This is a genomic window from uncultured Campylobacter sp. (assembly GCF_938017775.1).
Taxonomy (GTDB): domain Bacteria; phylum Campylobacterota; class Campylobacteria; order Campylobacterales; family Campylobacteraceae; genus Campylobacter_B.
On sequence record NZ_CALIIU010000067.1, the window covers coordinates 1 to 26887 of the forward strand.

At 49.1% G+C, this 26887-nt stretch carries 22 protein-coding genes; 2 read left to right on the top strand and 20 right to left on the bottom strand.

The features are described 5' to 3' along the window. From Q0537_RS08645 to Q0537_RS08655, 3 genes are all read right to left on the bottom strand, one after another. On the bottom strand, positions 1–659 hold a 659-nt coding region (locus Q0537_RS08645), incomplete at its 3' end, for a NapC/NirT family cytochrome c (protein WP_299227298.1). Further along, a complete protein-coding gene (locus Q0537_RS08650; RefSeq protein WP_299227175.1) occupies positions 656–1087 on the bottom strand; it encodes a cytochrome c3 family protein in 432 nt (143 codons plus the stop codon). The genes Q0537_RS08650 and Q0537_RS08645, both read right to left, overlap by 4 nt. Positions 1088–1167: 80 nt before the next feature. Next, positions 1168–2709, bottom strand: a complete 1542-nt coding sequence (locus Q0537_RS08655) for a flavocytochrome c (RefSeq protein ID WP_299227177.1) — start codon at positions 2707–2709, stop codon at positions 1168–1170. A 141-nt stretch (positions 2710–2850) separates the two neighbouring features. Between Q0537_RS08655 and Q0537_RS08660 the strand changes: the two genes are divergently transcribed. Next, entirely contained in the window at positions 2851–3762 is a 912-nt protein-coding gene (locus Q0537_RS08660; RefSeq protein WP_298959418.1) for a LysR family transcriptional regulator, read from the top strand. A gap of 240 nt (positions 3763–4002) precedes the next feature. Here the strand turns inward: Q0537_RS08660 and Q0537_RS08665 are convergent, their stop codons facing one another. From Q0537_RS08665 to Q0537_RS08735, 15 genes are all read right to left on the bottom strand, one after another. Beyond that, the gene (locus tag Q0537_RS08665; RefSeq protein ID WP_299227180.1) at positions 4003–4992 is read right to left on the bottom strand and encodes a c-type cytochrome; all 990 of its coding nucleotides are present in this window, start codon (positions 4990–4992) and stop codon (positions 4003–4005) included. Between the two features lie 700 nt (positions 4993–5692). Next, a complete protein-coding gene (locus tag Q0537_RS08670) occupies positions 5693–6025 on the bottom strand; it encodes a hypothetical protein (RefSeq protein ID WP_299227183.1) in 333 nt (110 codons plus the stop codon). A gap of 466 nt (positions 6026–6491) precedes the next feature. Then, positions 6492–7670: a pyridoxal phosphate-dependent aminotransferase gene (locus Q0537_RS08675; RefSeq protein ID WP_299227186.1), complete on the bottom strand. Its 1179-nt coding sequence runs from the start codon at positions 7668–7670 to the stop codon at positions 6492–6494. Continuing rightward, positions 7667–8146, bottom strand: coding sequence for a hypothetical protein (locus tag Q0537_RS08680; RefSeq protein WP_299227189.1), 480 nt, complete (start codon positions 8144–8146; stop codon positions 7667–7669). The genes Q0537_RS08675 and Q0537_RS08680 overlap by 4 nt, the downstream gene beginning before the upstream one ends. A gap of 10 nt (positions 8147–8156) precedes the next feature. Beyond that, positions 8157–8852 (bottom strand): serine O-acetyltransferase, encoded by a 696-nt coding sequence (gene cysE, locus Q0537_RS08685; RefSeq protein ID WP_299227192.1) that lies wholly within the window; start codon positions 8850–8852, stop codon positions 8157–8159. Beyond that, the gene (speA, locus tag Q0537_RS08690) at positions 8849–10687 is read right to left on the bottom strand and encodes a biosynthetic arginine decarboxylase (RefSeq protein WP_299227195.1); all 1839 of its coding nucleotides are present in this window, start codon (positions 10685–10687) and stop codon (positions 8849–8851) included. Before speA ends, cysE begins: the two co-directional genes overlap by 4 nt. Further along, a complete protein-coding gene (gene hisS / locus Q0537_RS08695) occupies positions 10684–11925 on the bottom strand; it encodes a histidine--tRNA ligase (RefSeq protein ID WP_299227198.1) in 1242 nt (413 codons plus the stop codon). Before hisS ends, speA begins: the two co-directional genes overlap by 4 nt. Before the next feature lie 520 nt (positions 11926–12445). Then, a complete protein-coding gene (locus Q0537_RS08700; RefSeq protein WP_299227201.1) occupies positions 12446–12928 on the bottom strand; it encodes a hypothetical protein in 483 nt (160 codons plus the stop codon). A gap of 213 nt (positions 12929–13141) precedes the next feature. Then, positions 13142–15937, bottom strand: a complete 2796-nt coding sequence (recG, locus tag Q0537_RS10445) for an ATP-dependent DNA helicase RecG (RefSeq protein WP_366811424.1) — start codon at positions 15935–15937, stop codon at positions 13142–13144. A gap of 732 nt (positions 15938–16669) precedes the next feature. Continuing rightward, complete coding sequence (locus Q0537_RS08710) at positions 16670–17929, bottom strand: pitrilysin family protein (RefSeq protein ID WP_299227204.1); 1260 nt, start codon at positions 17927–17929, stop codon at positions 16670–16672. Between the two features lie 626 nt (positions 17930–18555). Beyond that, positions 18556–19605 (bottom strand): dehypoxanthine futalosine cyclase, encoded by a 1050-nt coding sequence (locus Q0537_RS08715; protein ID WP_299227207.1) that lies wholly within the window; start codon positions 19603–19605, stop codon positions 18556–18558. Positions 19606–19607: 2 nt separating this feature from the next. After that, positions 19608–19982, bottom strand: coding sequence for a HepT-like ribonuclease domain-containing protein (locus Q0537_RS08720; protein WP_299227209.1), 375 nt, complete (start codon positions 19980–19982; stop codon positions 19608–19610). Next, positions 19975–20325 carry a nucleotidyltransferase domain-containing protein gene (locus tag Q0537_RS08725; RefSeq protein ID WP_299227212.1) on the bottom strand — a complete coding sequence of 117 codons (351 nt, stop codon included), beginning with the start codon at positions 20323–20325 and terminating at the stop codon, positions 19975–19977. Before Q0537_RS08725 ends, Q0537_RS08720 begins: the two co-directional genes overlap by 8 nt. Before the next feature lies 1 nt (position 20326). Next, positions 20327–20899, bottom strand: a complete 573-nt coding sequence (locus tag Q0537_RS08730; RefSeq protein WP_299227215.1) for an NfeD family protein — start codon at positions 20897–20899, stop codon at positions 20327–20329. Beyond that, positions 20896–21816: a stomatin-like protein gene (locus Q0537_RS08735; protein ID WP_299227218.1), complete on the bottom strand. Its 921-nt coding sequence runs from the start codon at positions 21814–21816 to the stop codon at positions 20896–20898. The genes Q0537_RS08730 and Q0537_RS08735 overlap by 4 nt, the downstream gene beginning before the upstream one ends. 116 nt (positions 21817–21932) lie before the next feature. Between Q0537_RS08735 and Q0537_RS08740 the strand changes: the two genes are divergently transcribed. Beyond that, entirely contained in the window at positions 21933–23123 is a 1191-nt protein-coding gene (locus Q0537_RS08740) for an MFS transporter (RefSeq protein ID WP_299227221.1), read from the top strand. A gap of 10 nt (positions 23124–23133) precedes the next feature. On the opposite strand, the gene Q0537_RS08745 is transcribed toward Q0537_RS08740, so the two are convergent. Both Q0537_RS08745 and Q0537_RS08750 read right to left on the bottom strand, forming a co-directional pair. Beyond that, positions 23134–24285: an MFS transporter gene (locus Q0537_RS08745; RefSeq protein ID WP_299227224.1), complete on the bottom strand. Its 1152-nt coding sequence runs from the start codon at positions 24283–24285 to the stop codon at positions 23134–23136. Positions 24286–24786: 501 nt separating this feature from the next. Further along, positions 24787–26508 (bottom strand): ABC transporter ATP-binding protein, encoded by a 1722-nt coding sequence (locus tag Q0537_RS08750; protein ID WP_299227227.1) that lies wholly within the window; start codon positions 26506–26508, stop codon positions 24787–24789. Positions 26509–26887 lie beyond the last annotated feature (379 nt).

The following is a 26887-nucleotide window of genomic DNA, read 5'->3' on the forward strand; positions in this document are numbered from 1 at the left end:
CTAGAAGCGTCCATAAAGGCCTGCTCTTCGGCGCTCGGTTTATACTCGTCGCCGAAGAATTTCTTCTTTGCTTTGATCTTCTCCTCCATCATCTTCTTTTCGTAAATTTTATACGTAGGTCGCCAGTACTCTAGGTAGTTGCGAAGCCCGATGCCGTGACCTGCGCTTACGTGGCAGCTCGCGCATTTGAGCTCGCGCTCGGTGCCTAGGAGCTTTTTGTAGTGCGCGTGCATGCGCTGCGCCTGCTCGGAGGTGATTTTGCTGTCGATCACGGTAGCGTGGCAGCTCGTGCAGCCGTTGTCAAACACATAATGCTCGCGGTTTTCGCGCCTTTTGTTCCAATCAAATTTTTCAGGCTCGTCAAAGAAGTGCGAGTAGCCTTCCAACACGCCGTTTTTGGCCTTTTGATAGACGTATTTTACGATATTGTCGTGCGGTAGGTGGCAGTCGACGCATTGGGCTTTGATGCCCGTTTTGCCCTTGCCCGAATGGACGTCGTCTTGATAGGCGATCACCATCGGATCCATCTCATGGCAGACGTCGCAGAATTTATCGGTGCTCGTTTTCTCGAGCGCGTAATGCACCGGCACGACGACGAAAAACCCTATAATACCGCTTATTAAGATGATAAGCGCTAGTAATTTTTTAGAAATTCTCATGGCGTCACCCCCATCCATTGCGGCACTTCGTGCTCGTGGCATTCGGTACACATATTCGTAGATGCCTTGTGCTCGTTGTGGCATTCGTCGCAGTATAGCGTAGGACCGTCGTGGACGGAGTTATGCGGATTAGCCTTGAGCGTATCCATAAATTTAAGCCTCAAAGCGAGCTGCTTTTTGTCGCCGTGGCAGCTGATACAGCCTTTATCGCCGATGTTTTTAAATTTTGACGGATCGCTTCCTTGATTTATGTGGCAATCGACGCAGTCAAACGACAAATGCTCGTGATGAGGTTTGATTTTGTATTTTGCCCGAAGCTCATCTGAAACGACTATGTTCGTGGCGTTGGCGTCGTTAGCACTCGGCGCGCCGAACATAGTCGCGATGATACAGCACAGAAACAGCGCCGTAAAACTGATTTTTTTCATTTGCAACCTTTTAGAGAACTGCCTTGCCGGCTCGCGAAAGCTAGCCTGCAAGGCTTTAAAGAGCTTACGCTCCGACTAAATTAGGCGATCTGCTCGCCTGCGATCATTCCGAAAACTATGCAGTCGGTGATCGCGACGGTGCCTAAGCGACTTGCGCCGTGAGTTCCGCCGGTGATCTCGCCCGCAGCCCAAAGGCCTGGGATCGGCTTATTCGTCTTAGATGATAAGACCTCGGCTTTGGTGTTGATCTTTAGACCGCCCATCGTGTGGTGAGGTTTCGGCGAGAGGCGGATGACGTAGAAAGGTCCCGCTTCGTTGATCTCGCTAAGTGCGCTTTCTTGTTTGCCGAACTCGTCTTTTTTAGCTTTAACGCCTTCGTTGTATTTTTTGACGCTCTCTTTTAAGGCATCTGCAGGTACGCCGTATTTTTTGGCGATATCGTCGAGCGTAGCGCATTCGCCCACTAGCTTTCCGCTTGCCATGCCTTTAGAAATAACCTCTTCGCTTAGGTCTTTAAACGCCATTTTGGTATCGGCGAAGGTTATCGGATAGGCTTTTGGATCCTCGCGTAAAATTTTAAACTCCGCGTCCGCGCGGGTCTTGCGGTCTGCAAGCTCGTTCATAAAGCGTTTGCCGTTGCGAACATCCACGGCGATACCGTATTTAAAGGTGCCTTGCTGAGTTAGAATCGGAGCGGTACCGAAGCCCTTCTCATCGGGGCTCGCCCACGGACCGAACTGGATCCAATCGACCTGCACCGGATATGCGCCGATTTCAAAGGCTTTTAGTAGCACGCCTGCGGTAGCTCCAGCGTGATTTGTGCTATCGACATCATCTGGAATACGCGGGTCTTGAAGCTTGCGATAAATTTTATCGCGGCAAAAGCCGCCCGCTGCGAGTACTACGCCCTTTTTGGCTTTGAGCGTCTTTTTTGTACCGCTGGTGTTTTCAAGATCGTCGCTGTAGAGATTTGGATCAAATTTATACTCCTCGCGGATCACGACGCCCGCCACGCGATCTCCGTCCATTACGAAATCGTCAAATTTTGCGCGGCGGCGAAGCTCGCAGCCCTTATCTTTTAGCGCTTCAAATTTTTCAAGCATCGGCTGGATGTAGCCAGAGCCGCTATCATTCGTCGTTAGCATCGAGCGCGCGACGCTGTGTCCGCCGAAGTGCGCGCAGTGATCCATCTTAAATTGCACGCCGCTATCGACGAGGAATTTAAACGCGTCCAAGCCGCGATCGGCCAGGGTGCTTAAAAGCTCGGGGTGGTTGATGCCAAGGCCCGCCTTTAGGCAGTCGTTCATAAATAGCTCTTTGCTGTCTTTAACGCCCGTTTTTTCCTGCACGGGATTCATCGGCACGCTCATACCGCCGCCGTTGATGACTGAGTTTCCGCCGATACGAGCCATCTTTTCTAGAATCAAGACTTTGTTACCTTTCTCGGCTGCTTTTAAGCCCGCCGCAAGTCCAGCAAAGCCGCTGCCGATGATGATTACATCCCACTCCTCGTCAAATTTGACGTCCTTTGCGTCCACTGCGCTTGCTTGTGCATTTACAGCGCTAAGTGCGAGTGCACCGGCTCCTACCATACCCATTTTCAGTATGTCGCGTCTCTGCATATTTTGCCCCTTTACTTAGAGATTTTTTAATCTTAAAGATTAATGTCGTAATTTTATATTAAATCTTTATGTAAGTCAAATGTTATTTGGTATATAATTTAATAGCTAAAGGCTATAAAATTTCAACCGAAGGGGCAAAAAATGAGCCTGCGACATATGGAATTTGCGGTAAAAATTTCGGAGCTTAAAAGCTTTACAAAAGCGGCGAGCGAGCTTGGAATAGCGCAGCCGTCGCTTTCAAAGAGCATTATGCTTTTGGAAAAGGAGCTCGGGATCGAAATTTTTGATAGAAAAAATGGGCTTGAGCTTACCTACGCGGGCGAAATTTACATCGCCAGAGCGAAAAATATGCTTAGGCTCAATAAGGAGCTAAATAACGAAATCCGCGGGCTTTCGTCAATCAAGACGGGCAAGCTCGTAATCGGCGCGACCTCGACCAGCTTTAAATTTATCGAAAAGATCATCGCGATGTTTTACAGTAGGTTTTCGAAGGCTGATATCAGGATCGTGCATGCTCACTCCGAGCCCGCGCTCATCGAGATGCTAAAAAGCGGCGAGCTTGACATCGTCTATGCCGCGCACTTCGGCGAGCTTTTCGCGGAGGGGCTTGAGTGCGAGTTTATAAAAAAGCGCAGGCTGCTTCTAAGCGTCTGCTCCTCTCATCCTGCTGTTTCGCGAGCTAGTATAAATTCTACCGAGAAATACCCTAAAATCGCACTTAGCGAGTTTAAATCCGATAAATTTGCAATCAGCAGTAAAATTTTAAAAAGCGAATCGAACTTCAAAAAGATCTTTGAAAACGCGGGCTTTACGCCTCAAATTTTCTGCGACACCTCCTATCTGTACGTGGCTAATGCGATGGTCGCGGCGGGGCTTTGCGTGAGTTTCAGCTTCGCGCGGTATATTTTTGAGACGCAAAAGGACTACATCACGCTCTTTGACGTCGCGGATGAGCCGCTTTTGGACGTGTCGTTTTCGGTCGTGTATAAAAAACCCTCCAAGCTCGCAAAGGAATTTATAAAGATGATAAAAGCGGGCAAAAGCGGCGAGTAGGGCGGGCGAGAAATAATATACACAAAATTTGTATTTTAATCTCGCGCTGAGCCATATCGTACTGTGCAAATTTACAGTAAATTTCAAGTTATACCGCACATCGCAAATTTGCTTTGAAATCTGTGCCGTAACACGCTATTTGCATTAAATTCTATGTCGCGTCGCACTAAATTTGCGTTAAATTCCGAGCCGCATTAAATTTACGTCAAAATTCCGCCGCCGCGAGGACGGCGTTTGATTTTATTTTTTGATCATGCGTTTGTATGGGCCGAAGCGGTGATCGTTCTCGTCAAATCCGTCGTTGTAGGGCCCCACGTCCATATCCATCTGCTTGACGTCTAGATCGGGGAAATCTTTCTTTCTATCGGGTTTGATCTTGCGTGGTTTTGAGTTTATATACGCCGTCACGTCGAAAGCTTCCTCCCAGCTTAGCGAGGCGTCCCCTTTAGGCATAGTGGCTTTGACATACCTTGCTCCTTCGATGAGCCTATACATACCGGCGCCCGTATTGTAGCTGTCATCGCCCCAAAGCGCGGGGAATGTGTAATAATCGCCGCTTTGAGCAAACCCCTCGTTTTTTATCCCTTCGCCGTTTTCGCCGTGGCAGGCGGCGCATTTTGCGGCGTAAATTTCGCGTCCTTTTTTAGGATCTGCTGCGCGATCTAAAAATTGCGCCTTCGGCAGCCCCTGGCCTTTTACTTTTGCGCCGACCTCATATCCTGCGGAGAGCCAGTGCATGTAGGCGATCATCGCGCGCATCTCTTTGGAGTTCGTAGGGATCGCTTTGCCCGCCATCGAGCGCTGAAAACAGCCGTTTATGCGGTCTTGCAGTGTGACTAGCTGATCCGATCTCGCGACATACTGCGGAAATCTCGCGTAGATACCCACAAACGGGCTTTGATCTGGCACGACGCCGCCGCTCGTATGGCAGCTCGAACAGGAGAGATTGTTGCCCGCAAAGCGCATTTTTTCGTCCTTTGTCTGCGGTCCGAGATACCTCGTCGTCTCGTTGATGAGCTTCGCGCCGTAGATGACGGTCTTTGCATAAGGCGAGTCGCCGAGCTTCGCCTCGTCTATGACGCCGTTTTCGTCGATGCCTACGGGTAGCCTAAATTCCTGCGTCTTTTGCTCGTACGGTACGGCTTTTTTGGCGTTGAGTTTGGCTACATCAAAGCCTAAAACGGGCGTAAAAAAGAGCGGAAGCGCTAAAACAAGGGCGGTTTTTCTCATATGTTCTCCTTTAAAAGTAAAATATACATTTGAAATTATTGAATTTTTTAGTTAAATGTGCGTTAAAATTTTAAAAAAAGGAGAAATTCCGAGAGCTCGCACAGAGGAAAATTTTAAAGGAGCCGAAATTTTAACTTAGCGAGACGATGAAATTTGACGTAAATTTTGCGCGGCCTATCGATAAAATTTAAAGTAAATGGCGAGATTTTTTAAAATTTGAGCGGGCGATTTTGGCAGAACCTGCGCGATTAAACTACTTGATTTCGTCATGCGATAAATTTTGGCAGTGCGGCGAGCTACGCAGAAAAAGAAGTCGAGCCGTGACGCAGTGGATTTTTTTAAGGCTTGCGAGAGTAAAATTTAAAAGATTGTCTTACTCCCGCCGCTCGTTTCGTCCGCACTGCTCGGCCGTTTCCTGCACCTCTGTATTTCGCGCCGCTGCGTTTTTGCGTCGCGCGCACGGACCGCTTCATTTTTGCGTCGCGGATGCTACGCCGTATATCAAAATATCAAAACTCGATTGAACCCGCGCGTGCAAGCGCCCGCTGGAAACGAACGGATAAGATAAACGGACTAATTTTACCCATTTGTAAAACCGCAGTGTGTTGCCCGCGCAGGCTCCGATATTGCCGCCACAAACGAGCCGTTCGCAAAAACGTGTCGCGGCATGCCGCCGAAATACAAGTCGCAAATTGGTATTTCAATGCGAGATTTGCAAAAGCATATCGCGGTGCATCGCAGCAGGATCGCCGCCGTATTCGAAATTTATCGGCGCGATAGGACGAGGCGCGGATCGTCTCGTCCATGCGCCGTTTGGACGGCGCGCGTATTTATGCTCGCCCTGCACGCGTCTTAAACGGGCTCTAGGTTTGAAATTTAACTCGAGCGGGCTTGGAATTTTAAATTTAAGCGGATTTAGGCTTTGGCAGTCGGATCTGCCTGCGTGCCGCGCCGAACCATCCGCGCTAGAAATATCGCCGCCGAGATAAAATTTCGCGCGGCAGGCGACGTAATGCGGCGGTATAAAAATCAAAAGCTCTTGAGTAAAACGTAAAGGATTTGGGGAAATCGAAGTAGCATCGGCAAGTATGAAATTTTAATGTTTTTGAATAAAACGGCGCGAAACTTAATCGTTCTTAAGTAGAGCAAGGGCAAATTAGCCTTTATCGCCAAGCTCGCGATAGTTATAATTTTGAATTAAACGGCGAAATTTAAATACTTTTGGATAAAACAGCATGGAATGAACTTAACGCCTCGGATAAAAACGTTAATTTTAACCGCACTAAACTACCGCGCTATCTGAGCTAAGCCGAGCTGTATCGTGCTGTGATGGGCGGAATTTGAGTTAAATTCCGTGCTGCATCGCACCGGATTTGCTTTAATCTCGCACCGAGCTGTGCCGTGCCACACTAAATTTGCCGCTAAGCTGCATTAAATTTTATGTAAAAAATTTCGCCGCTAAGCTACGACAAATTTAGATTCAAATTTCGCTAGCATGCCTATCTGTGGTAATTCTTTACGAATTTTTCTATGCGCTCAAAGCCGCGTTTTAGATTTTCCATAGAGCATGCAAAGCTTATGCGGAAGTGCCCATCCATGCCAAATCCGCTTCCTGGCACCGTGGCTACGAGCCCTTTATCTAGCAGTTGCATGCAGAATTTCATACTATCGGGTTCTACCTGGGAGCAATCTATGAAGAAATAAAATGCGCCATCTGGTTTTACGACACTAAGCCCTGGGATCGCGCCTATCGCGTCTGTGCCAAAATCACGCCTGCGCTCGTATTCGCGCCTCATCTCCTCGATATAATCATCCGCCTCGCCGCGCAGCACCGGCATAGCGCCTGCCTGGACGATGCTTGCTACGTTGCTGACGCTTTGGCTTTGCAGGCTGATCATCGCCTTATTTAGCTCATCGATCGCACAGGCGGTGTATCCGAAGCGCCAGCCGGGCATTGCGCCGCATTTGCTTAGCCCATTGATCGTCACGGTGCGCCCGAACATATCCTCGCTGATGCTTGCTGCGGCTATGAAGCTCTTGCCGAAGACGATTTTTTCGTAAATTTCATCGGCAATTACTAAAATATCCGTACCTTTTAGCACTTCCGCAAGCTCTTGCAGCTCCTGCCGCGAATATACGGCGCCTGCGGGGTTGCTTGGGTTGAAAAGGCACAGTGCCTTCGTGCGCGGCGTGATCGCGGCTTTGAGCTGCGAGGCGGTGATTTTGTATCGGTTTTCCGCCTTGGTGTCTACGATGACGGGCTTGCTGCCACAAAATTTTACGATTTCGGGGTAAGTGACCCAATAAGGCGCCGGTATTATAACCTCATCGCCTTCGTTTAAGATACAGTTAAAGGCGTTAAATAGCGAGTGTTTGGCGCCTACGTTGGTGATGATCTGATCAGGCCTGTAGTTTAGAGCATTATCACGCTTTAGCTTCTGTGCGATTAAATTTAAAATTTCAGGCGTGCCGGCAACCGGCGTATATTTTCCGCAGCCCTTAGCCATAGCCTCTATGACCGCCCTTTTGGCGACTTCTGCGGTATCGAAATCAGGCTCGCCCGCGCTTAGGATTACGACGTCTTGCCCCTGAGCTTTCATCTGTTTGGCTTTGGTGCTGATTGCGATCGTTAGGCTTTCGCCGAGCTTGCTTACGCGACTTGAAAGTGTTAATTTCATTGATGCTCCTTGGATTGGTTTAGACAATTTAAAATTTGATTTTTGACGCTAAAAGCCCTGCCGCCGCTTGGGTCTTGGTCGTAGATATCGTCGATTTTATAATCGCCTCCGCTACGGACGAATTTGTAGATTATCGTCTGCGCACCGTAGGGGCAGGTCTGTGTCACTACGACGGTGTCGCGCTGCCCTAGCTCAAAATCATATTTCGCGTCGTCGCAGACATCTTGACCGCCGATTATCGGATTGTAGTCCAAGCAGCCTACCTCACCTTCGCCGGCAGAGGCTTCATCTTGCATAAGCACGGATTTGAAAGAAGCTGATAGGGCATTTTTGTGATCGCCAAAATAGGTGTCCTTGATGTATAGACTTTTTACTAGGCTTATTCTGGCGTCGTCCGCGGAATTTTTCGCGCTATTAGCATCGCTGCCGCTTGCCGACAAAATAGCAAAAATTGTAAAAAATAGAGCTTTTTTCACTTTGATCCTCTTATTTTAATGATTTCAGATACTCTTCGTAGAATTTATTTAGATCCTCATCCATTGCGGAGATATCTTTTCTGCCGTTGCAGATGCAATCTTCCAAAATTTCGATACGCTTGATGAGATATTTGATAAGCTCCTGGCTGATATCAGGAATTTTATTATGTGCCAAAGGATCGCTCTCGCAGCCGCCTAAAATTCTAGCAGGCACGCCTACGGCGGTGCAGTTTGGCGCGACGTCCTTTACGACGACGGAATTTGCGCCGATTTTGGAATTTTCGCCGATGGTGATATTGCCTAGCACTTTGGCTCCCGCGCCCACTACGACGCCGTTTTGCAGCGTCGGATGGCGCTTGCCGTGCTCTAAGCTCACGCCACCGAGAGTTACGCCCTGATAGATCAGACAGTTATCGCCGATGATCGCCGTTTCTCCGATGACAAGCCCCGTAGCGTGGTCGAAAAATACGCCCGAGCCGATCTGTGCGCCCGGGTTGATATCTACGGCGGTGATTATGCGGCTAAGTCCGCTAATCGCGCGAGCTATGAGCTTAAAACCTCGCTCGTAGAAAAAATGCGCGAAGCGGTAATTTATTAGCGCCCAGACGCCTGGATAGCAGAAAAATATCTCAAATACGCTGTTGCATGCGGGGTCTTGGCGCAAGGGCTCGGTGAAGTCCCGTTTTAAAATTTGCCAAAAACTCATTTGATCGTCTTTAGATAGCTGTTGTCGTTTAAAAACAGATATAGCTCGCCCAGGATATGCTTTTTCTCTTTATCTCCGATAAGATTTGATTTTTCGACGCGCTCATTTAGGCTTTCGCGGATATCTACTACGTCGTAGTCCATATCCTCCAAGATGTCGATGACCGATTGAGATTCGATAAAATCCTTGATCTCAAAGCCGCCGTCATCCTTTAAAATCACGGTCGCCTCTGTTGGGTGTGCAAAGAGGTTGTGGCTCATGCCAAGCACCTCCTGATAGGCTCCGACAAGGAAGAAGCCCAAAAAATACTCCTCTTTTTCAGGATCGAAATCGTGCAGAAAGAGCGGATTTTTTTGATTGTCGAATTCTATCTCGCCGTCGCTATCGCAGGTGATATCCCAGATCGATGCTGATAGGGTGGCGCGCTCGTCCAGCCTCTCTAGCGGCATGATTGGGAAGTGCTGCTTGATGCCCCAAAAATCGGGCAGGCTTTGAAAGATCGAAAAATTTACCAAATAGCGTTCTTGGGCGTTGCCTAGGGAGTTTAAGAAATTGCTGTATTCTTGCTTGTTGCCTAAAATTCCATACGCCTTTCGCATTATTAGATGAACTAAAATTTCGCCGTTTGAGCGGTCGATCAGATCGACGTAGCCCAGATCAAAAAGGGTAAGCACGCTCTCCATATGCGACATGGCGTCGTGCAGATACTCTAGCGCGTTGGACGGCTTTAGAGTTTTATACAGATCGTATAGCTCGGCGACTACCGGCGGATTGTCCTTTTTTAGGGCGAGCTTCTCTTCGGCGTATTCTTGGGTAAAAAGCTCCAAAATCGGCGCTACGAGCACCGCATGGCTGGCGGCTACGTATCTGCCGCTCTCGATAAAAATATCGGGCTCCGCCTCTTTTTTATCCTGCGCGATCGATTTTAGCAGAAAGACTACGTCGTTGGCGTATTCTTTTAGCGTATAGTTGCGACTGGAGCTTTCTTTGGCTTGAGAGTATTCGATAGCGAGCCCTCCGCCTAAATTTATGGATTTTAAATTTTTTGCGCCCATTTTGCGAAGCTCGGTGTAGATGTTGCCCGCCTCGATGAGGGCCTTTTTGAGCGGATGAATCTCTGTAATCTGTGAGCCAATATGAAAATGAATCATCGTAAACTGCTCGATGAGGTCGTTTTTCTTGAGTAAATTTATCGCCTCTATAAGCTCGGTCGAGGTAAGGCCGAATTTGGAATTTATCCCGCCGCTTTTCGCCCACATACCGCTTCCGGAGTTGTGCAGCCTGATGCGAAGCCCGATGAATGGCTTTGGCGCGAATCGCTCCTTAGCCGTTTCGATGATGGTTTCAAGCTCGTTTAACCCCTCGATTGTAAGTGTTACGTTATGCCCCATCTCTGCGGCGATGAAGCCGATATTGATGAGTTCCTTATCTTTAAAACCGTTTACGGTAATCGGCGCGCCGTAGTTATTATACGCCATCGCTAGCAGCAGCTCGGGCTTGCTGCCGGCTTCGAGTCCGTATCCGTAAGGCTCGCCGATATCGACTAAATTTCTAACGAAGCCCGGAAATTGATTTACTTTAAGCGGATAGACGGCGTGGAATTTTCCCTTGTAGCCGAACTCCTTTATGGCTCGGTTAAAATTTGAGTAAATTTCAACGATCTGTTTTTTGATGAGGTGCGGGAAGCGCAGCAGTATCGGGCCTCGCACGCCGTCTGCGCGGATCTCTTTTATTATATCCACTAAAGGCTGCTTGAAATCGGAGTTTAGGCATAGTTTGCCCCCGTCTATCGTGAAGTTGGAATTTCCCCAAATATTTAGTCCGTAATCGCTCATGCTCTATCCTTAAAAAATGCTTCGACCTCTTTAAATTTGATCGCAAAGGTGCTTTGATCCTCTAAATTTTTGCACCATACCTCGGCGCGATCAAACTCGTCCTGCCCGATGCAAAGGCAAAATTTCGCCTCCGCCCCGTCAGCCGCTTTTAAATGCTTCGCAAGCGCCTTGGGCTCGTATGAAATTTGAGTTTTACAAAACTTTCGCAGCTTTAGCGCAAACGAAAACGCCGTGCTTACGAACGCCTCATCCAGTGCGCCGATATAAAGCCCCTCGCGCGCTTGTGAGCTTTCGCGCGTTTTTAAAATTTCGGCTATTCGCTCGATACCGATCGCAAAGCCCACGCCCGCCGTCTTTCTGCCGCCTAAAAACTCCACGAGTCTGTCGTAGCGCCCGCCGCCGCCTACGGCGCTTTGTGCGCCAAGCTCGGATGAGACGAACTCAAAGGCGGTTTTGCAGTAGTAGTCAAGCCCGCGCACGAGTTTCGGATCGATCTGAAATTTTTGCCCGTTTTGGGTTAAAATTCTTTGCAGTTGCGCAAATTCCGCGGCGCATGCGTCGTTTAAATTTTCCGTTATAAGAGGCGCGGCGGCTAAAATTTTCTGGCAGCTCTCGTTTTTGCAGTCCAGTACGCGGATCGGATTGGTGTCGATGCGCCTTTGGCAGTCTTCGCAGAGCCTGTCTTTGCGTTCTTGTAAGAAATTTACGAGCTTGGTTTTATACGCCGGCATGCACTCCTCATCGCCTAAAGAGTTGATTTTAAGCGTTGCGGCGACATTTAGCTCGCGTAAAATTTGAGCTAACATCAAGATCACGCTCGCATCCTCATAAACGCTATTTTCGCCGAAGCACTCGACGCCGAATTGATGAAACTCGCGCAGGCGCCCCTTTTGCGGGCGCTCGTAGCGAAACATCGAGCCTTGATAATAAAATTTATGCACGCCGCCGCTGCGGTCTAGCTTTTTTTCGATAAAGGCGCGCACGACGCCCGCGGTACCTTCAGGGCGCAGGCAGACGCTATCGCCGCTTTTGTCGCTAAACTCATACATCTCTTTGCCGACGATATCGCTGCTCTCGCCGACGCTGCGGCGAAATAGCGCGGTCTGTTCGAGCTTAGGCGTTTCGATGAGACAAAAGCCGTAATTGCGCGCCACGCGCTCGCACACGTTTAAAATTTGCGAGTAGATGCGCGCCTGCTCGCCTGAAATATCGTTCATACCGCGAAGTGCCTTGATCATCTATGAAATCCTTTGTGAAATTTTAAAATTTTCAAATTTTTGCGGCGATTATAGTTAAATTTTCCTAAATTTTAAGCCCTGCCGCTCGCGGTTTTGTATAGGTTCTGCTTATTTACATCACGCGCCGCGATGATTTTAAAATTTCAAATTTATCTTAAAATGCGGATTGCGCGATCTTTGAAAATTGTTTTAAACGATCGGCGTTTATAAAATTTACGGCGCGACGATCGGTGTAACGGCTGCTAATATTGCATGCTGAGAGCTTGCAAATACAGCATCAGGTTTATAAAAACAGCGCGCCGCTGGGTTTGATATATCCCGCACCGCGAAGCGGTTTGATTTTAAAATTTAATTTGCGATGTGTCGCGCCAGCTCGCGCCATGCTATGTAAATTTAAAGCTTACGCGCTGCGCAAAATTTAACACATTGCATAAAATTTTAAATTTTACCGCGATGCAGATCGCGCGCCGTTTCGGCTTAGGCGTGTATTTTTAACCGGCTAAGCTCGGCGGTAAAATTTCTACTTCGCCGCCTTGAAGCTCAAAAATTCCTCGTAGCGGCGATCAATGATAGCCTTGATCTCGGCGTAATTTTGCGGCGAGTTTTCTATGTAAAAATAGGCGTTGTCGAAGTTTTTATCGCCGAATTTGCGCGCGACGAAATCGTCGTAATCTTGCAAATACCAGCCGTGCGTTTTGGCAAATTTCGTGCGGTCCGTGGCGTAGTAGGCCTTCGCAAAGGCCTTGCCTGCGGTGTTTAGCTCCTCGCTGCCCAGCACGCCGTCCATGGCGCCCAAAAAATACCGGCGGTAATCAAAGCTATCGTCCATCCGCGCTATATCGTCCGCGAAATCCGCCGCGAAGTCCTTGGAGTAAAGCTTGCGCTCCATGCACCAGCGGAAGAAAAACGCGATGTGCGTCGCGCCGTTTTCCTGCGGAATATCTGTCGGCGCATTTTTCGCGCCCCAGTGCCATTTTGCCTTGTCGTAGGTCACGTAAACCATTTTGCTCTCCTTTTTTTGGACTTTAAGTTGCATAGATTTTAGAAATTAAAAGCAAACGACGCTTGGTAAAGCTCTAAATTTTATCCGATGCAATCTGCGCCGTGAAATTTCAAATTTTATATCAGATCGCCCGTTACCTCATAATCGCATTCGCTTCGTAAAATTTTGCCGCGGCTAAAATTACGTTTAAATTCTATCGCATCTCGTAGAATTTCATGCACCCCGTCCTATGTCTTTCAGTCGCTGCTTTGCCGCAGCCGTTACGTCCTCTTCGTAATCATACCACGCAAACATCGCGCCGTGCTGCACCGAGCCGCCGAGCAGATCGCCTCCCTGGCGGTTTTTCAGATCGATATTTGCGACCTTAAATCCATCCAGCGTCGCTGCGAACTCGCGCAGGCGCTGCGGCGGAGATTTGAGCTTGGTGTAGAGGTAGCAGCGCCCCGCTTGCCCCTTACGCCCGACACGTCCGCGCAGCTGATGAAGCGACGCGAGCCCCATCCGCTCGGCACCTACGATTAGGATGACGCTAAGCCGCGGTAGCGAGATACCCACTTCGACGATCGTCGTAGTTATCAGCAGCCGCCCCTCGTCGCGGAAGCGGCGCAGGACCTCCTCCTTGTCCTTGTCACTGCCGTGGGTGATCAGGACATCTGGGAATTGAGCCTTCCAAAACGGCGCCGCCTCCTCAAGGCTTTGATAAACTGAGCTTTCGCTTTGCTGCACGAGCGGATAGACGATGATCGCTTGATTGCCCGCGGCGAGCTCGCGGTGCAGATCTTGCATAAAGCCCGCAAATCCGTCGTTTTGCAGGATTTTGGTTTTGATCTGCTTTTCAAATGGCAGCTGTTTTAAAAAGCTGAAGCTCACGAGCTCGGATTGGATCATGCTCAGCGTGCGCGGTATCGGCGTGGCGCTAAATTGAATGAAATGCGCGCGAAACTCGCCGCTTCCCGTTAGGCGCGCGATCTTTTCGCGCTGGTTGGAGCCGAAGCGGTGCTGCTCATCGACCATTATGAGATTTGACGGCGCGAGCTCGTGGTAGAGCAGGGCGTGAGTGCCGATGATAAGGTGCGCGTCTGCGAAATTCGGCTCGCGATCGCCGCTTTTTACGAGCATGGCTTTGATCTGCGGCGGCAGCAGACGGCACGTCTCGGCGTAAATTTGTTCGGCCAAGATACTCGTAGGCGCCATCAGATAGCTGATGCGCGGGTAGTTCATAGCCGCAGCGGCGAGGATCACGAGTGTTTTGCCGCTACCTACGTCGCCCATGACGACGCGGCGGCGCGCCAGAGGGCTTTGCAGATCGCTAGCGATGTCCTTTATCGCGCTTAACTGATCTCGCGTAGGCTCAAAAGGAAGCGAAGCGAGCCAGTCCGAAATGTCGTGCAATGGGTAAATTTGCGCTGGAAAGCTCGTTTTTTTCGCGCTTAGCTTTTGCAAGTAGTTTAGAATTTCTACAAATTTCAGCGTGCGTAAAATCGCAGCTCCGCTCATCTGTGTGACGGCTGCAGCCTGTAAGGCCTCGGCGGCATGGACAGTTCCAGCGTCGCTTGCAATTTGAGCGATTGTAGGTATGATCGTTGTAGCTTGGGCGGCTGCGGTCTGGATAGTTTCAGTTTGATAATGCGTAGGTTGCACGGCACAATCGCGCGAAGCGCTCATCGGTGCGGCGAGCGCGTCTTGAACAGCCTCGGCGGCGCTTGCGACCTGAGCGATTGTAGGCTCTGCGGTCTGCACAGCTACTACCGTCTGAACATTTTCGGTTTGATCGCTTGTAGCCTGCGCGCCCGTAGCTTGTGCGTTCAAAGTTTGGGTGGTCGCGAATTGCGCGCTCGCTACTTGGCTTGAAGTTTGGATTGCCGTAGGTTTCCCACTTGTTTCTTGATTTTGGGCGGCTACGAGTTGCAAATTTGCGATTCGAACGTCTGAAGTTTGAACCGCTGCGGATTGCGCATCTACGTCTTGGGCGCTTAAATTTTGTTGTTCGACTATGGACTGCTTGGTTGCGGCATGCTCTAGCATAGGTTGGGAGGCTGCAGCTTGAGTGTCTGCTGGCCGTGTCACTGTTTGGACATCGGATACTAGGTCGTTTGAAATTTTATCGCCGCTTGCAACCGCTTCATTATCGGCTTTGAAGTCGTCCGAAATTTCATCTCTGCGCGACTCCGTGCCGTATATGGCAAGAAAATCAGTGCCGCTTTGAACGTTAAAATTTTCGTCGTTATAAATCTCTGCATCGTGCGCTTGGCGCCCTTTGCCATCTAAAATTTTATCGCTCGTAATCTTGCCGTCACGGAGGCTTGGGGGGAGTGAAGTCTCCGCACCCTTTGGAATTTCGCCGCTTAAAATTTCATTCTCCGCGCCTCTGCTTGCTTCGCAGGCAAGAGCTCTACCGTTTTGCGGATAGTTTGAAATTTTACCCCTAAAAATTTCATCATTTTGCGATCTGCCGTTTAAAATTTCGGCGGCAGCGAGGCTTTGTGAGCTTGGAATTTCGCCGTTATCTGAAATTCCGTCGTCATTTAAAATTTTATCGCTGCTTGAAATTTCGTCGCTTGAAATTTCACTGCCGCTTGGAATTCTGTCGCTGTTTGAAACGTCGTCGCACTCGCCGAAATTTTCCGCGCCGCCCTCCTTGATCTGCCTATTTAGCGCGGCTAGCATTCGCACGCTGCGCGGCGAGCTCTCGTGTAGCGCGAGCAGTACCGCCGCCTCGTCCGCGTGCAGTCCGCAGGCTAAAAGCGCGCCCGCGCTTAGATATTTTTTAATCAGCTTTTGCGCTGCCGCGTCGCTCAGCGCGGCTTTGTATTTGGGCGCGATCCTGCCCGGCTCGCTTACGATTTTTGGGTTTACGAACTGCCACGAGCCGAAGCTCTCGTCGCATTTGCCGTGGATGAAAAATTTTTTGCCGCGCTTAAAAGCGCCGAAGTGCCAGTTTTTGGCGTTAAAGATCACGATTTTGATCTCGCGCTCCCAGCTGAGGCAGTGCGCCGTGACGATGAGCATCGAGCCGCGCCTGTGCTGGAAGAGGCACTCGACCTCCGCCGTGCTTTCGCCCGCGCACGGCGCGTCTCTGACGCTTAGATCGTCGAAGCTTTTGGGCAGAAGCAGCGCCAGATCCAAAAGCGTCGTAATGCCCGCCTTTTGCAGCGTCGCCGCGTCTTTTGCTTCAAAAATCAATTTTCATCCTTTAAATTTTATAGGCGTTAAGCCATTGCGCTGCAAAATTTTATGCGCCGCAGTGGAATCGTCCGCCTAAATTTGATCAAAATTTTATGCGCCGCATCGAACGCTTGCTTAAATTTATTCAAAATTTTCACCCATTGCGGCAAATTCGCTAGCCGGCCGCGCCTGTAAATTTTGCCGCCTTGCGCGTATTTTGTTTGGCGGCCGCGTCTTTGCGGTGCGCACTGGGTTTTAAACATAGCGTGATCGCTTGAAATTTTCACGGCGCGGCTTACAGACGGCGTGCGAAATCGGGCTTTGATTTTGTGCGCTGAAATTTTACCGAGTCGCGCACGGCGCCTTTAAATTTAGCCGCTTTTGTAAGGCTTGCAAATTTAATCGCTTCTGCAAAACCTCGCAAATTTTAACGCGACGCAAGCGTCGTTTTAAATTTAAACGCACAAAGCTGTCCGCAAGCGGAGCGCAAAAGTAAAATTTAGCGCCGTCTGCACCGCTTTATAAATTTAAAATTTACCCATTTATGCTGATCACGGAGATACGCGCCGCGACGGGCTAAATTTTAAGCCCCTTTTTCGCAGCGGCCTCATCGCAAATGACGGAAAAGCTTAGGTTTGTAATCTCGTCGTGCGACTTGATGAAATCGTTGAGCACTCCTAGTTTTAGCGTCTCGATGCGCTTTAAATTTCGCTCGAACTCGCCGAATGCGTAGCCCTTGTAATACTCGCTCTGCGCGATCGCCGCTCGCTTAAACATCGTCTCTTTTTGCAGCACGGCGCTTCCGATTAGGAATTTTTTGGCGCTTTTCAGCTCCGATTCGCTCACGCCAGAGGCGATAAATTTCGCGATCTCTGCCTTTACGAGCGCGGCGGCGTTTTGTAAATTTTCGTTTTTGGTCTGCAGATAGCCCCAAAACTCGCGGCGGCTAAGCTCGAAATCACCGCGCGCATAGACCGAGTACGCAAGCCCGTGCTTAACGCGGATGCGCTCCATTAGCCTACTGCCGAAACCGCTGCTTCCGAGCACGAAAAGCGCAGTGTTTGCGATGAACTCCTGCTCTTTTGGCAGCGTAAAGGGCGCGCCGAAGTAGATGTAGGCCTGCTGCGTCTGCTCCTTTTGGATCTTTATCTTTTTCGCATCGCTCGGCGTGAAAAACGGCAGCTCGCGCTTTTCTCCACTTGCAAAGAGGCTTAGAATTTCCGCGATTTTCGGGTTTTTATCGCTTACGTCGCCGCATAAAACGACGTATAAATTCTCTAAACTCAGCGAGGCGAAAAACTCCCGCACGTCCTTCATAGTGATCCGCTCTATGCTCGCCTCGTCGCCTATGAGCGGCCGCTCGAGCCTCGTGCGCGGATACAGAAGCGCTTTTAGGTTGCACGTCGCGATGTAATCAAACTCGCTTTTTAACACGGCGAGCTCGCCTATGGTTTGCATTTTTAGCTTTTCGAGCACCGAGGGCGTTAAATTGGGCTCTTTAAGCAGCTCCCGCAGCATATCTAAACCGAAATCGAAGTGCTCTTTTAGGCAGTTTAGCTGGATGCCGAAGGTCTCAAAATTGCTCGCGGCGCTGATTTCGACCGCGCGGATATCGAGCTTGCGGTGAAATTCGCTCACTCCTAGCGTCTTTGAGCCCTCGCCCAAAACGCCCGCGCAGATACGCGCAAGACCCGGGGTCTTCTCGCTCACCGCGCCGCTTGCTTTAAAAATTAACTTAAAGCTCGCCACCGGCAGCGAATCGTCGAACTGATACAAAAAGTCGATTTTAGCGCTCTTACCGCCTTTAGTTTTGAGTGAAATCTCTTTTTTTTCCATCGTTTTCCTTTATAAAATTTTTAAATTTTATCGCTCTTGCAGGCGCAGTTTTAAAATTTTGGCGCAGCCGCGCCGCTTTTTAAATTTGCGCCGGGGCTCGCTTTTAAAATTTTACGCTCGGACGGTTTTACTCATCCTGCTTAAAATTTTAAATTTAATCGCACCACACGTTTTGTAAAATTTCAGCGCCCTAAACGGCTTCCCGCCGCAGCGCATTCCAGCTATGAGGCGAAATGTATTCGCTAACGCCTAAACGGGGCGTATTGCTGCTGCCAAACACCACGCAGCTATGCGGCGTAAAAAGCCGCAATATATTTTGTCGCTGCAAACGCGGCAAGCGCCTTCACAAAATGCCTTCTGCGCGCCGTCTACGCCGCGCTGATCTCGCAGCGTAGAATTTCGCGTCCAAAAAATTTTAAGGCGAAATTCCACAGCAAAATGAAATTTTGCCGTGCAAATTCCGCTCGTGCCAGTAAATTTAAACCCACACCCATATCAAAATTTTAAATTTCGTTGCAAAATTCTACTATCGAGAAAATTCGCTATCTGTTTTAAGACAAAATTTTACCGCTAAATTCTAGCCGTAAGCGCATAAATTCCTGCCGCAAACGCGCAAAAGCCCACACCTAAGCGTACGTCTCCAAAATATCGTAGTTGGTGTTGCGCTTGGCGGGTATTTCGTCCACGTCGCGGATCAGCGCTATCATCTCGTCCTTGCTCATCCGGAAGCTCGCGCCTGCCGCCTTTACGACGTTTTCCTCCATCATCGTGCTTCCAAGATCGTTCGCGCCGAATTTCAGCGCCAGCTGCCCGATGTAGCTGCCCTGCGTGACCCAGCTGCTTTGGATGTTTTTAAAATTATCCAGAAATAGCCGCGAGACGGCGAGCAGGCGCAGGTAGCGGTTCGGGCTTTGCTTTTTGATCTCGGGATGCTCTCGTAAAAGGCGGGTGTTTTGCCCCTGAAAGCTCCATAAAATGAACGCTCGAAAGCCGCCCGTGCGGTCTTGCAGCTCGCGGATTTTATCCCAGTGCTCTACGATCTCGCGCGTGCTTTCAAGCGTGCCGAACATCATCGTGGCGGTCGTTTTCATGCCGATGCCGTGCGCCTCCTCGTGCACTCTAAGCCACGTGGCGCTGTCGCTTTTGCGCGGCGCTACGAGGTCTCGCACCCGGTCGCTTAAAATTTCGGCTCCGGCTCCAGGCATCGAGTAAAGCCCCTTGGCTTGCAGCCTGCGAAGTACTTCAAGCGTGCTGATGCCGCTAAGACGCGCGATATAATCGATCTCGATCGCCGAGAAGCCGTGGATCGTGATGCTCGGGTAATTTTTGTGGATGAACTCCACGAGATCCTCGTACCACTCGATTTTCAGCTTCGGATGGACGCCGCCTTGAAATAAAATTTGCGTGCCGCCCACGGCGATGAGCCCCTCGATCTTTTCGCTGATCTGCTCAAAGCTCAGCACGTAGGCGTCTGTGTCGCTTGCGTGGCGATAAAATGCGCAAAATTTGCAATCTATCATGCAGGCGTTGGTGTAGTTTATGTTTCGATCGATGATGAAAGTCGTGACGCGATCCGGATGCAGCTCGCGCTTGCGGGCAAACGCCGCGCGTCCAAGCTCGTTTAGATCGGCGTGCTCTATTAAATTTAAGGCTTCATCTATACTTAGTCTTTTCAAATTTATCCTTCCGATTTGCCTTTGCGATACGGTTTTAGTGCGCTGGTGATTTTTTGATTTAGCGTCGGTAGATAGTCCTTGATCGCTATCTCTATCAGCTCAAAATTTAGCCGTTCGTATTCGTGCGAGGCGATATTCCTGGTGGCGTTGATAGCTCTTATTTCATCTTTGCTAAAGATCGCCAAAGCCTGCAAATCGTTGCTTTCTTGCAGACCCTTTAGCAGGGCGTGGATATTGATGAACTGCATCATTATCGCAGGCTGCAAAACGTCCTCGTCGGCAAGAGCCTGCGCTACGCCGCCCTCGCATTTTTTTAGGATGGATGAAATTTTATCAGATATCTTTTTTAATCGCTCGATGCTTGATCTTTCAAACATAAATCGCTCCTTGCAGTAGCTTCATTTTTTCTTCGCGACTTAAAGAGGTAGTATCGCACAGATCGACATTTACATTAAATTTACCGGAGAGCTTTTTTTTAAAATCGTCTAAAAAAACCAGCGCCGAAAAAGGGTTTCCTAGATTTTTTACCATTTTTGCCCCGTCGGTTTCGATCGCGATGTCGATGTCTGAAAACGCGTCGGCGCTATCTTTGGCGTAGCTGCCGAAAAGCCCTAGCTCGGTAACGCCCACCGCAAAAAGCCTCTTTTTTTGCGACGATAAAAATTTTAAAATTTCATCTTTGCTGTTGATCGTTTTTTTCGGTGCGGTTTTAGCGCTCACTCTATGCCTCTTTCGGATCTGCGGACGCTTCTTGTTTAGCGTCAGAGCTTTGCGCGTCTTTGCTTGCGGCGGCGTTAGAATTTTTATCGTCGGCACTCGTGCTGTCCGCGCCGCCTAAATTTGCGTAGCCGTCATTTAAATTTACGCCGTCTGCGCCGCTAGAATTTCGACTGCTATCTTTTTTAATCACGATCTGGCCGTTTTTTACGCCTAAAATTTCGACGCGGTCGCCCTCGTTAAGATCCGAAATTTCATCGCTTTTCCAAAACGTGCCTTTGAAATATACCATGCCGTTTTTGACGGTGCCGGTGCCGCTTTCGTCTAAAAAATTATCCTTATGCTTCTCTTCTGGTTTGAAAAAGCGTGATTTTAGCGGCTTTTTAAATGCGATTAGAAGCACGAAAGAAAGCACGAACGAAAGTAGAATTTGCACGTCCCAATCAAGATGAAAACCGAAGCTCAAAAGCCCCGTGATGAAAAATCCAGCGCTGAAAAATATAAAGGTAAAATCCATCACCAAAAGCTCGACGATCGCCAAAATCACGCCGATTATGATAAAAATCAGCGCGTTCATTTGAGCTCCTTCGCGCCGTTTTTGCCGAAGAATTCTTTAAGCACGCTAAGAGAGCCGATAAGCTCGCTCGTTTCGTAAGGGATCAAAATTTTATCCTTGCTCGGGTTTTTGGATAGCTCGCTAAAAGCATTTACGCGACCCTGCGCGAGCAGGTATTCGGCGGCGAAGTGTGACGAGCCCATCGCGATATTGATGCTCTCCATCGCGTCTTTTTGACCTTGCGCAAGCGCGATCTGCTCGTATTTTTTCGCATCCGCCATACGCTCGATCGCCTCGGCTTCGAGCACCTTCTCCTGCTTTAGCGCCTCGGCGTTTCGGATGAGGGCTGCTTTTTCCGCCTCGGCTTTAAGCTCGATCGCGCGCTTTTCGCGCTCGGCTTTCATCTGCATATTCATCGCCTCTTCGATGCCGTGCGGTACCGAAATTTCGGAGATCTCCACGCGCATGATCTTTACCCCCCAGTTATCCGCAGCGTCGCCCAAAGCGATTTGTAGCTTGGAATTTAGCTGATCGCGCGAGCTAAGCGTGCTGTCTAAGCTCATCTCGCCGATCGCGCTACGTAGCGTGGTCATCGCTAAATTTGAAATCGCGCGGCGATAATCCTCGACGTTGTAAAGCGCCATCTTACCGTCGATGACTTTTAAAAACACGATACCATCCACGCTTATGTTGACATTATCTTTGGTGATGACCTGCTGCTTGCTGATGTCTACGAGCTGCTCGCGCACGCTCATCTTCGCGCGCACCGCGTCAAAAAACGGCACGATGATGTGAAAGCCGCCGTCAAGCACCTTGTGAAAGCGACCCAGCCGCTCGATGATTAAAATTTCCGATTGTGAGACGATCTTGACCCCCATCTTTAGAACTGCCGCGATGAGGACGCAAAATACTATTACCGTAGTTACGAACCCTTCCATTTTCACTCCTGAATTAAAATTTCGCAATTATAGCATTTTTATCTTATTTTGGCTTTTAAGGCGCGTCGTGATACAATTTCGCTAGATTTTTTATATTAAATACGGGATAAAATTTTATGATCAGATACATCGTGCTGCTTCGACATTCACGCAACTACCGCCTGCTCTTTTCGGCGGGTTTTATATGTATGTTCGGCTTGTGGTTTTCGGTGGTGGGGGTCGCTACGCTGCTGATTGAGCTTGGCGCGCCGGTGTGGGCGATTACGGCGGTGGGCGTCGTTTCGTTCGTGCCGAACGTTTTTTTAGCGCCCATTAACGGCATCATTGTGGATAAATTTCAACCAAAGCCTCTGATGACGGCGATGTTTATAACCGAGATGATCAGTATTTTCATGCTGATTTTTATCGATAGTTTGGATTATCTGTGGCTGTTGCTTCTGATCGTAGTCGTGCGCAGCGTCGCAGGCACGCTGTTTTTTCAAACCGAATCCTCTACGCTGCCGAAATTCCTAAGCCGCCCCTATCTCAAGCTTGCTAATGAGATGACGGGCATTATCTGGACGATCACATATACTTTCGGCATGGCGAGCGCGGGTATTTTTATCCACTATTTCGGCGTGCGAGCGGCGTTTATTTTGGATTTTTGCTTATATGTTTTTTCATTTTTCATCCTGCTGCGGCTAAATTTTAAAGACCTCGCAAGAAACGCGCGTGAGCCGGTGTTTAAGATGCTAAAGGAGGGCTTTTCTTACCTGCGCTCGCACCCTTTGGTGGTGCATCTCATCGTCCTTCACGCCTTCGTCGCCGTCACCACCTACGACAATCTCATCGCGCTTCTTGCGAAATACCGCTACAAAGAGATTTTAAGCGCGTCTCTAGTCATCGGGCTTATGAATATGTCGCGCTCGGCGGCTGCATTTTTCGGACAGATATGGCTAAGCAAGATCGTAAACAAGCACACCTTTTTTTGGATCCTGCTTGGGCAGTTTGCGGGCATCGCGCTGTGGGCGGCGCTGGAGTTTAACTACTGGCTTTCGTTTGCGGGCATGATTGCGGCGGGATTTTTCATCACGACGGTGTGGTCGTATTCTTTTACGCAGCTGCAAAGCCACGTCGATAGGGAGTTTTTCGGGCGCGTCATCGCTTACAACGATATGGCGTATTTCATCGTCGCCACGCTCGTGTCGGCTGCGATCGGATTTTTCTTCGAGCTTGGATTTTCGCTTTCGCAAATCACCTTCGGCATGGGCTTTATGTTCGCAATCGCGGCGTTTTATTATAAATTTTTGATCTACGAAAAAATTTAAAATCAAGCCGTTATCTTTTAGGCGCGATCTCGGGGCGAAAGATAGCAAATATAAATAAAAAGCTCATCGCCGCAAAAAACACCCAGATAAAGCCGTTTGCGCCCAAACATTTCATCATCGCGCCGATTATCAAAGGCGAACAGAGCGACGCGCTCGAATAGATAAAAAGCATTGCCGCCGAAATTTGCACGCGAGATGCGCCTTCACCGGTGATGGAGTCGTTTGCGCGCGCGATGGCAAGCGAATACAAAGGAAAGGCGCCGAATCCTAACATCAGCGCAAGTGCGCACGTTAGGATGAAGCTTTTAGCAAAAAATAGCGCCGCGCAGGCTACGATACCGATGGCGCAAACTATCATTATGGCGCGTTTGCGACCAAACTTATCTGAAATAGTGCCACAGACGAGCTGCGCTAAGAAGCCTCCTGCCATCGCCGATCCCATAAATGCGCCCACCGAGCCCACTCCAAGCCCTGCGCTTAGCACGAAAACGCTCGCCATCGAAAAAAAGCCGTTAATCAAAATGCCCGCGCAAACTACCGTTGCAAACGCAAGCGGCGGCACTATTGAAATTTGCGGCATAGAAATTCGCATGCGAGCGGGAACCCTAGGAGGGTTGAAGCGGATTAAATTTACCGGCAGCAGCGCTAGGATGATGAAAAATGCGCTTAGCACGAAAACTTTCATCGTTCCGAAATTTAGCGCTAAAATTGCAACTCCTATCGCAAACGCGCCGTAAAAAACCGCTTCGTAGATCGCCAGCACGCGGGAGCGGATGGAGTTTGTGATCTTTGAGTTTATCCAGCTTTCGATTATCATCAAAAGCGCGTAGTAGCAAAAGCCCAAAATAAAGCGCAAAATCGCCCAATACACGAGGTTTGAGCCAAGATCGTGCAGCATTGCCGCGATGCCGAAAAGCGCCGTAAAGACTGCGTATGCCCGCACGTACGAGAGCGCGCCGATTATCGAAGGCACGAAAAAGCCGCTAAAGATCGCTCCTAAAAAGAAAAACGCCGAAATCGCTCCGATCTCAAGCTCGCTGTGGCCGGATTCTTTTAGCATGATGCCCGCGCTTGCGATGACTAGCGCGTCGCCGATAAACATAAAGAAAATCCCCAGAAATAAAGGGCTTAGCGAGCGTGCCGCACGCATGGATTCAAACAATGACTTTTCCTTGGAATTAAATTTGGCGTTATTGTAGCCTTTTATTGATTAAAGCTCGGTTTTTATATAAAAATATTTGAAAAATTTCGATTCGGATAGGGATTTTAAAAAGATGCGAAAATTTATAAAGAAAAATCAAGCCAAAATTTTATCGCAGATGCCTAAGATCAGGTGTAGGTAGCGCGCCGAAAAGCCCAGCGTGCGATAAAATTTTATCGCAGCGGTTTTAAAACGACGTGAGCGTTTAAATTTATAGGCAAACCTGTAACGAAGCGCTAAAATTTTAATCCAAACATTAAAGCTCCGGCAGTCTCGCCTCGTCGCATCAAAGAGACGAGTTTTATTAAAAAAAGCTCTGCAGCCAAAGCGGCTATCCGCGCGGCTAAATTTCAAAGTAAAATTTCAATCTTTGCGGATAAATTTATGCGGCTTGCTTCAAAGATAAAATTTTAAAATTTCATAGAGCAAAACCGGGGCGCAAAAGGCGCGGAATTTAAAATTCTAGCCGTTTTGCATTATCCCTTTTAGGCTGCGATACTCCTCGCATTCGCCCGTTAGCTTCGCGTCGGTGCCGATAGCGAGGATGCGGCCGTTTTTCATCACGGCGATATTATCGGCGCGCTCGATCGTGGATAGGCGGTGAGCGATTACAAAGACGATTTTGCTTTGTTTGATCTTTTCGATGACGTTTGAGATCTCCTTTTCGCTTGCGTTATCCAGCGCCGAAGTCGCCTCGTCGAATATTAAAATTTGCGGGTCCTTATACAGCGCGCGCGCGATGGCGATACGCTGGCGCTGCCCGCCGCTAAGGTTTGCGCCGAACTCGCTAAGCACGGTGTAAATTCCATCCTTCATCGAGCTTACGAACTCATAGGCGTTGGCGAGCTTGAGCGCCTCTATGACGCGCTGCTCGTTAAATTCCGCGCCGTAGCTTACGTTTTGCGCGATCGTATCGTTGAAGATATAGACGCGCTGGCTTACGAGGCCGATATTTTCGCGCAGGCTAGGGATGCTAAACTCGCCGATCTCGTCGTTGCCGTTGAATAAAATTTTACCGCTGCTTGCGTCGTAAAAGCGCATCAGCAGGTTCACGACCGAGCTTTTACCGCCGCCGCTGTTTCCGACGAGCGCTAAAATTTCACCCTTTTTGACGCTGAAGCTTATATCTTTCAGCGCCGCCTTGTCGCCGTAGTTTAGCGACACGTCGCAAAAGCTCACCGAGCCGATCTCACCCATCTGCTTTCCGCCTCCTACGATCGTAGGCTCCAAGTCTATGAGCTCAAACGTCCGCTCGCTCGCCGCGATGGCGTCTTGCATATTGTTGTAGAGCGAGGAGACCTTTTTTATCGGGGTGTAAACCATAAAAAGCGCCGTAAGGAAGCTAAAAAAGCTGCCGATACTCATCTGGCCCGCGATGACCTCCTGCCCTCCGACGATGATCACCACGGCGATACCCACGGCGCCTAGCATCTCCATGATCGGGCTTACCAGGCACGCCGTTACGACTGCCTTTAAATTTAGACCGAAAAATTTCTTGTTTTCGGCGTTAAATTTCTCCACTTCAAAGCTCTCGGCATTGCTTGCTTTGACGATTTCGATGTTGGAGTAAATTTGGCTGAGCGCCGAGGAGATATCGGAGGTTTTCTCTTGAGACTCGCGCGAAATTTTCTTCATCCGCTTTGCAAGGCGCGAAAGCGGATATATCGCGCACGGAAAGACCACGAGCGCGAAAAATGAGAGCTTTGGGCTCTGATAGATCACGACGCCCAAAAGCCCCAAGATCGTAATGATCTGCGTGAAAAAATCGGGGATCATATTCGAAACCACGACGCGGATGCGCTCGATGTCGTTGATCGTGCGACTGATGAGCTCGCCCGTACGGAAGCGGTTGAAAAAATCCACGTCCAGCCGCACGAGGCTTGCGACGAGTCTATCGCGGAAGCGGCGCACCGTGTCTTGACCGATGAAGGCGGTGAAGTAGTTTTGCATAAACGCGCCGCCGCTTTTCATCGCAAAAACCACGATGATCGCGATCGGAAGCGTGTAGAGATACGGTTCGTTTTTTTCGACGAAAATTTTATTTAAAACGGGCTCGACCAGCTTCGCGCTCGTAGCAGTCGCCACGCTTGTCATCACCATACCCAAAATCGCCAATGCAAACTGCGGCTTGTAATCCCTAAAATAGGGCTTAAAGCGCGATAGTAAAGTTTTAAAGCCGTTCAAATACAATCCTTTTTTATAAAATTTTTAAAATTTAAAACCCAAAAATTTATGAAATTTCAAAATTCTTGAAATTCCAAAATTTATAATTCTAAAATTCCTAAAATTTCAAAATTTATAATTCTAAAATTCCTTAAATTTTAGAATTTCGGCCGCGAGGCAGCACAAATTTGCGCTACGACACGGGACTAATTTGCGCTACGCAAGCTCACTAAATCAACTCGCTCGCATGCGGCGACCGTGCGGGCGACGCCGAGATTTAGCTTTTTTGTTTGCCGCTTTTAAAGCGTTAAGCGCTTTAAAATGGCTTTTGCGCATCGCAGAGCGGTTTTTACATTGCCATTTTTAAAGCTCAAAGCGCCTTAAAAGCGAGCTAGTTTTT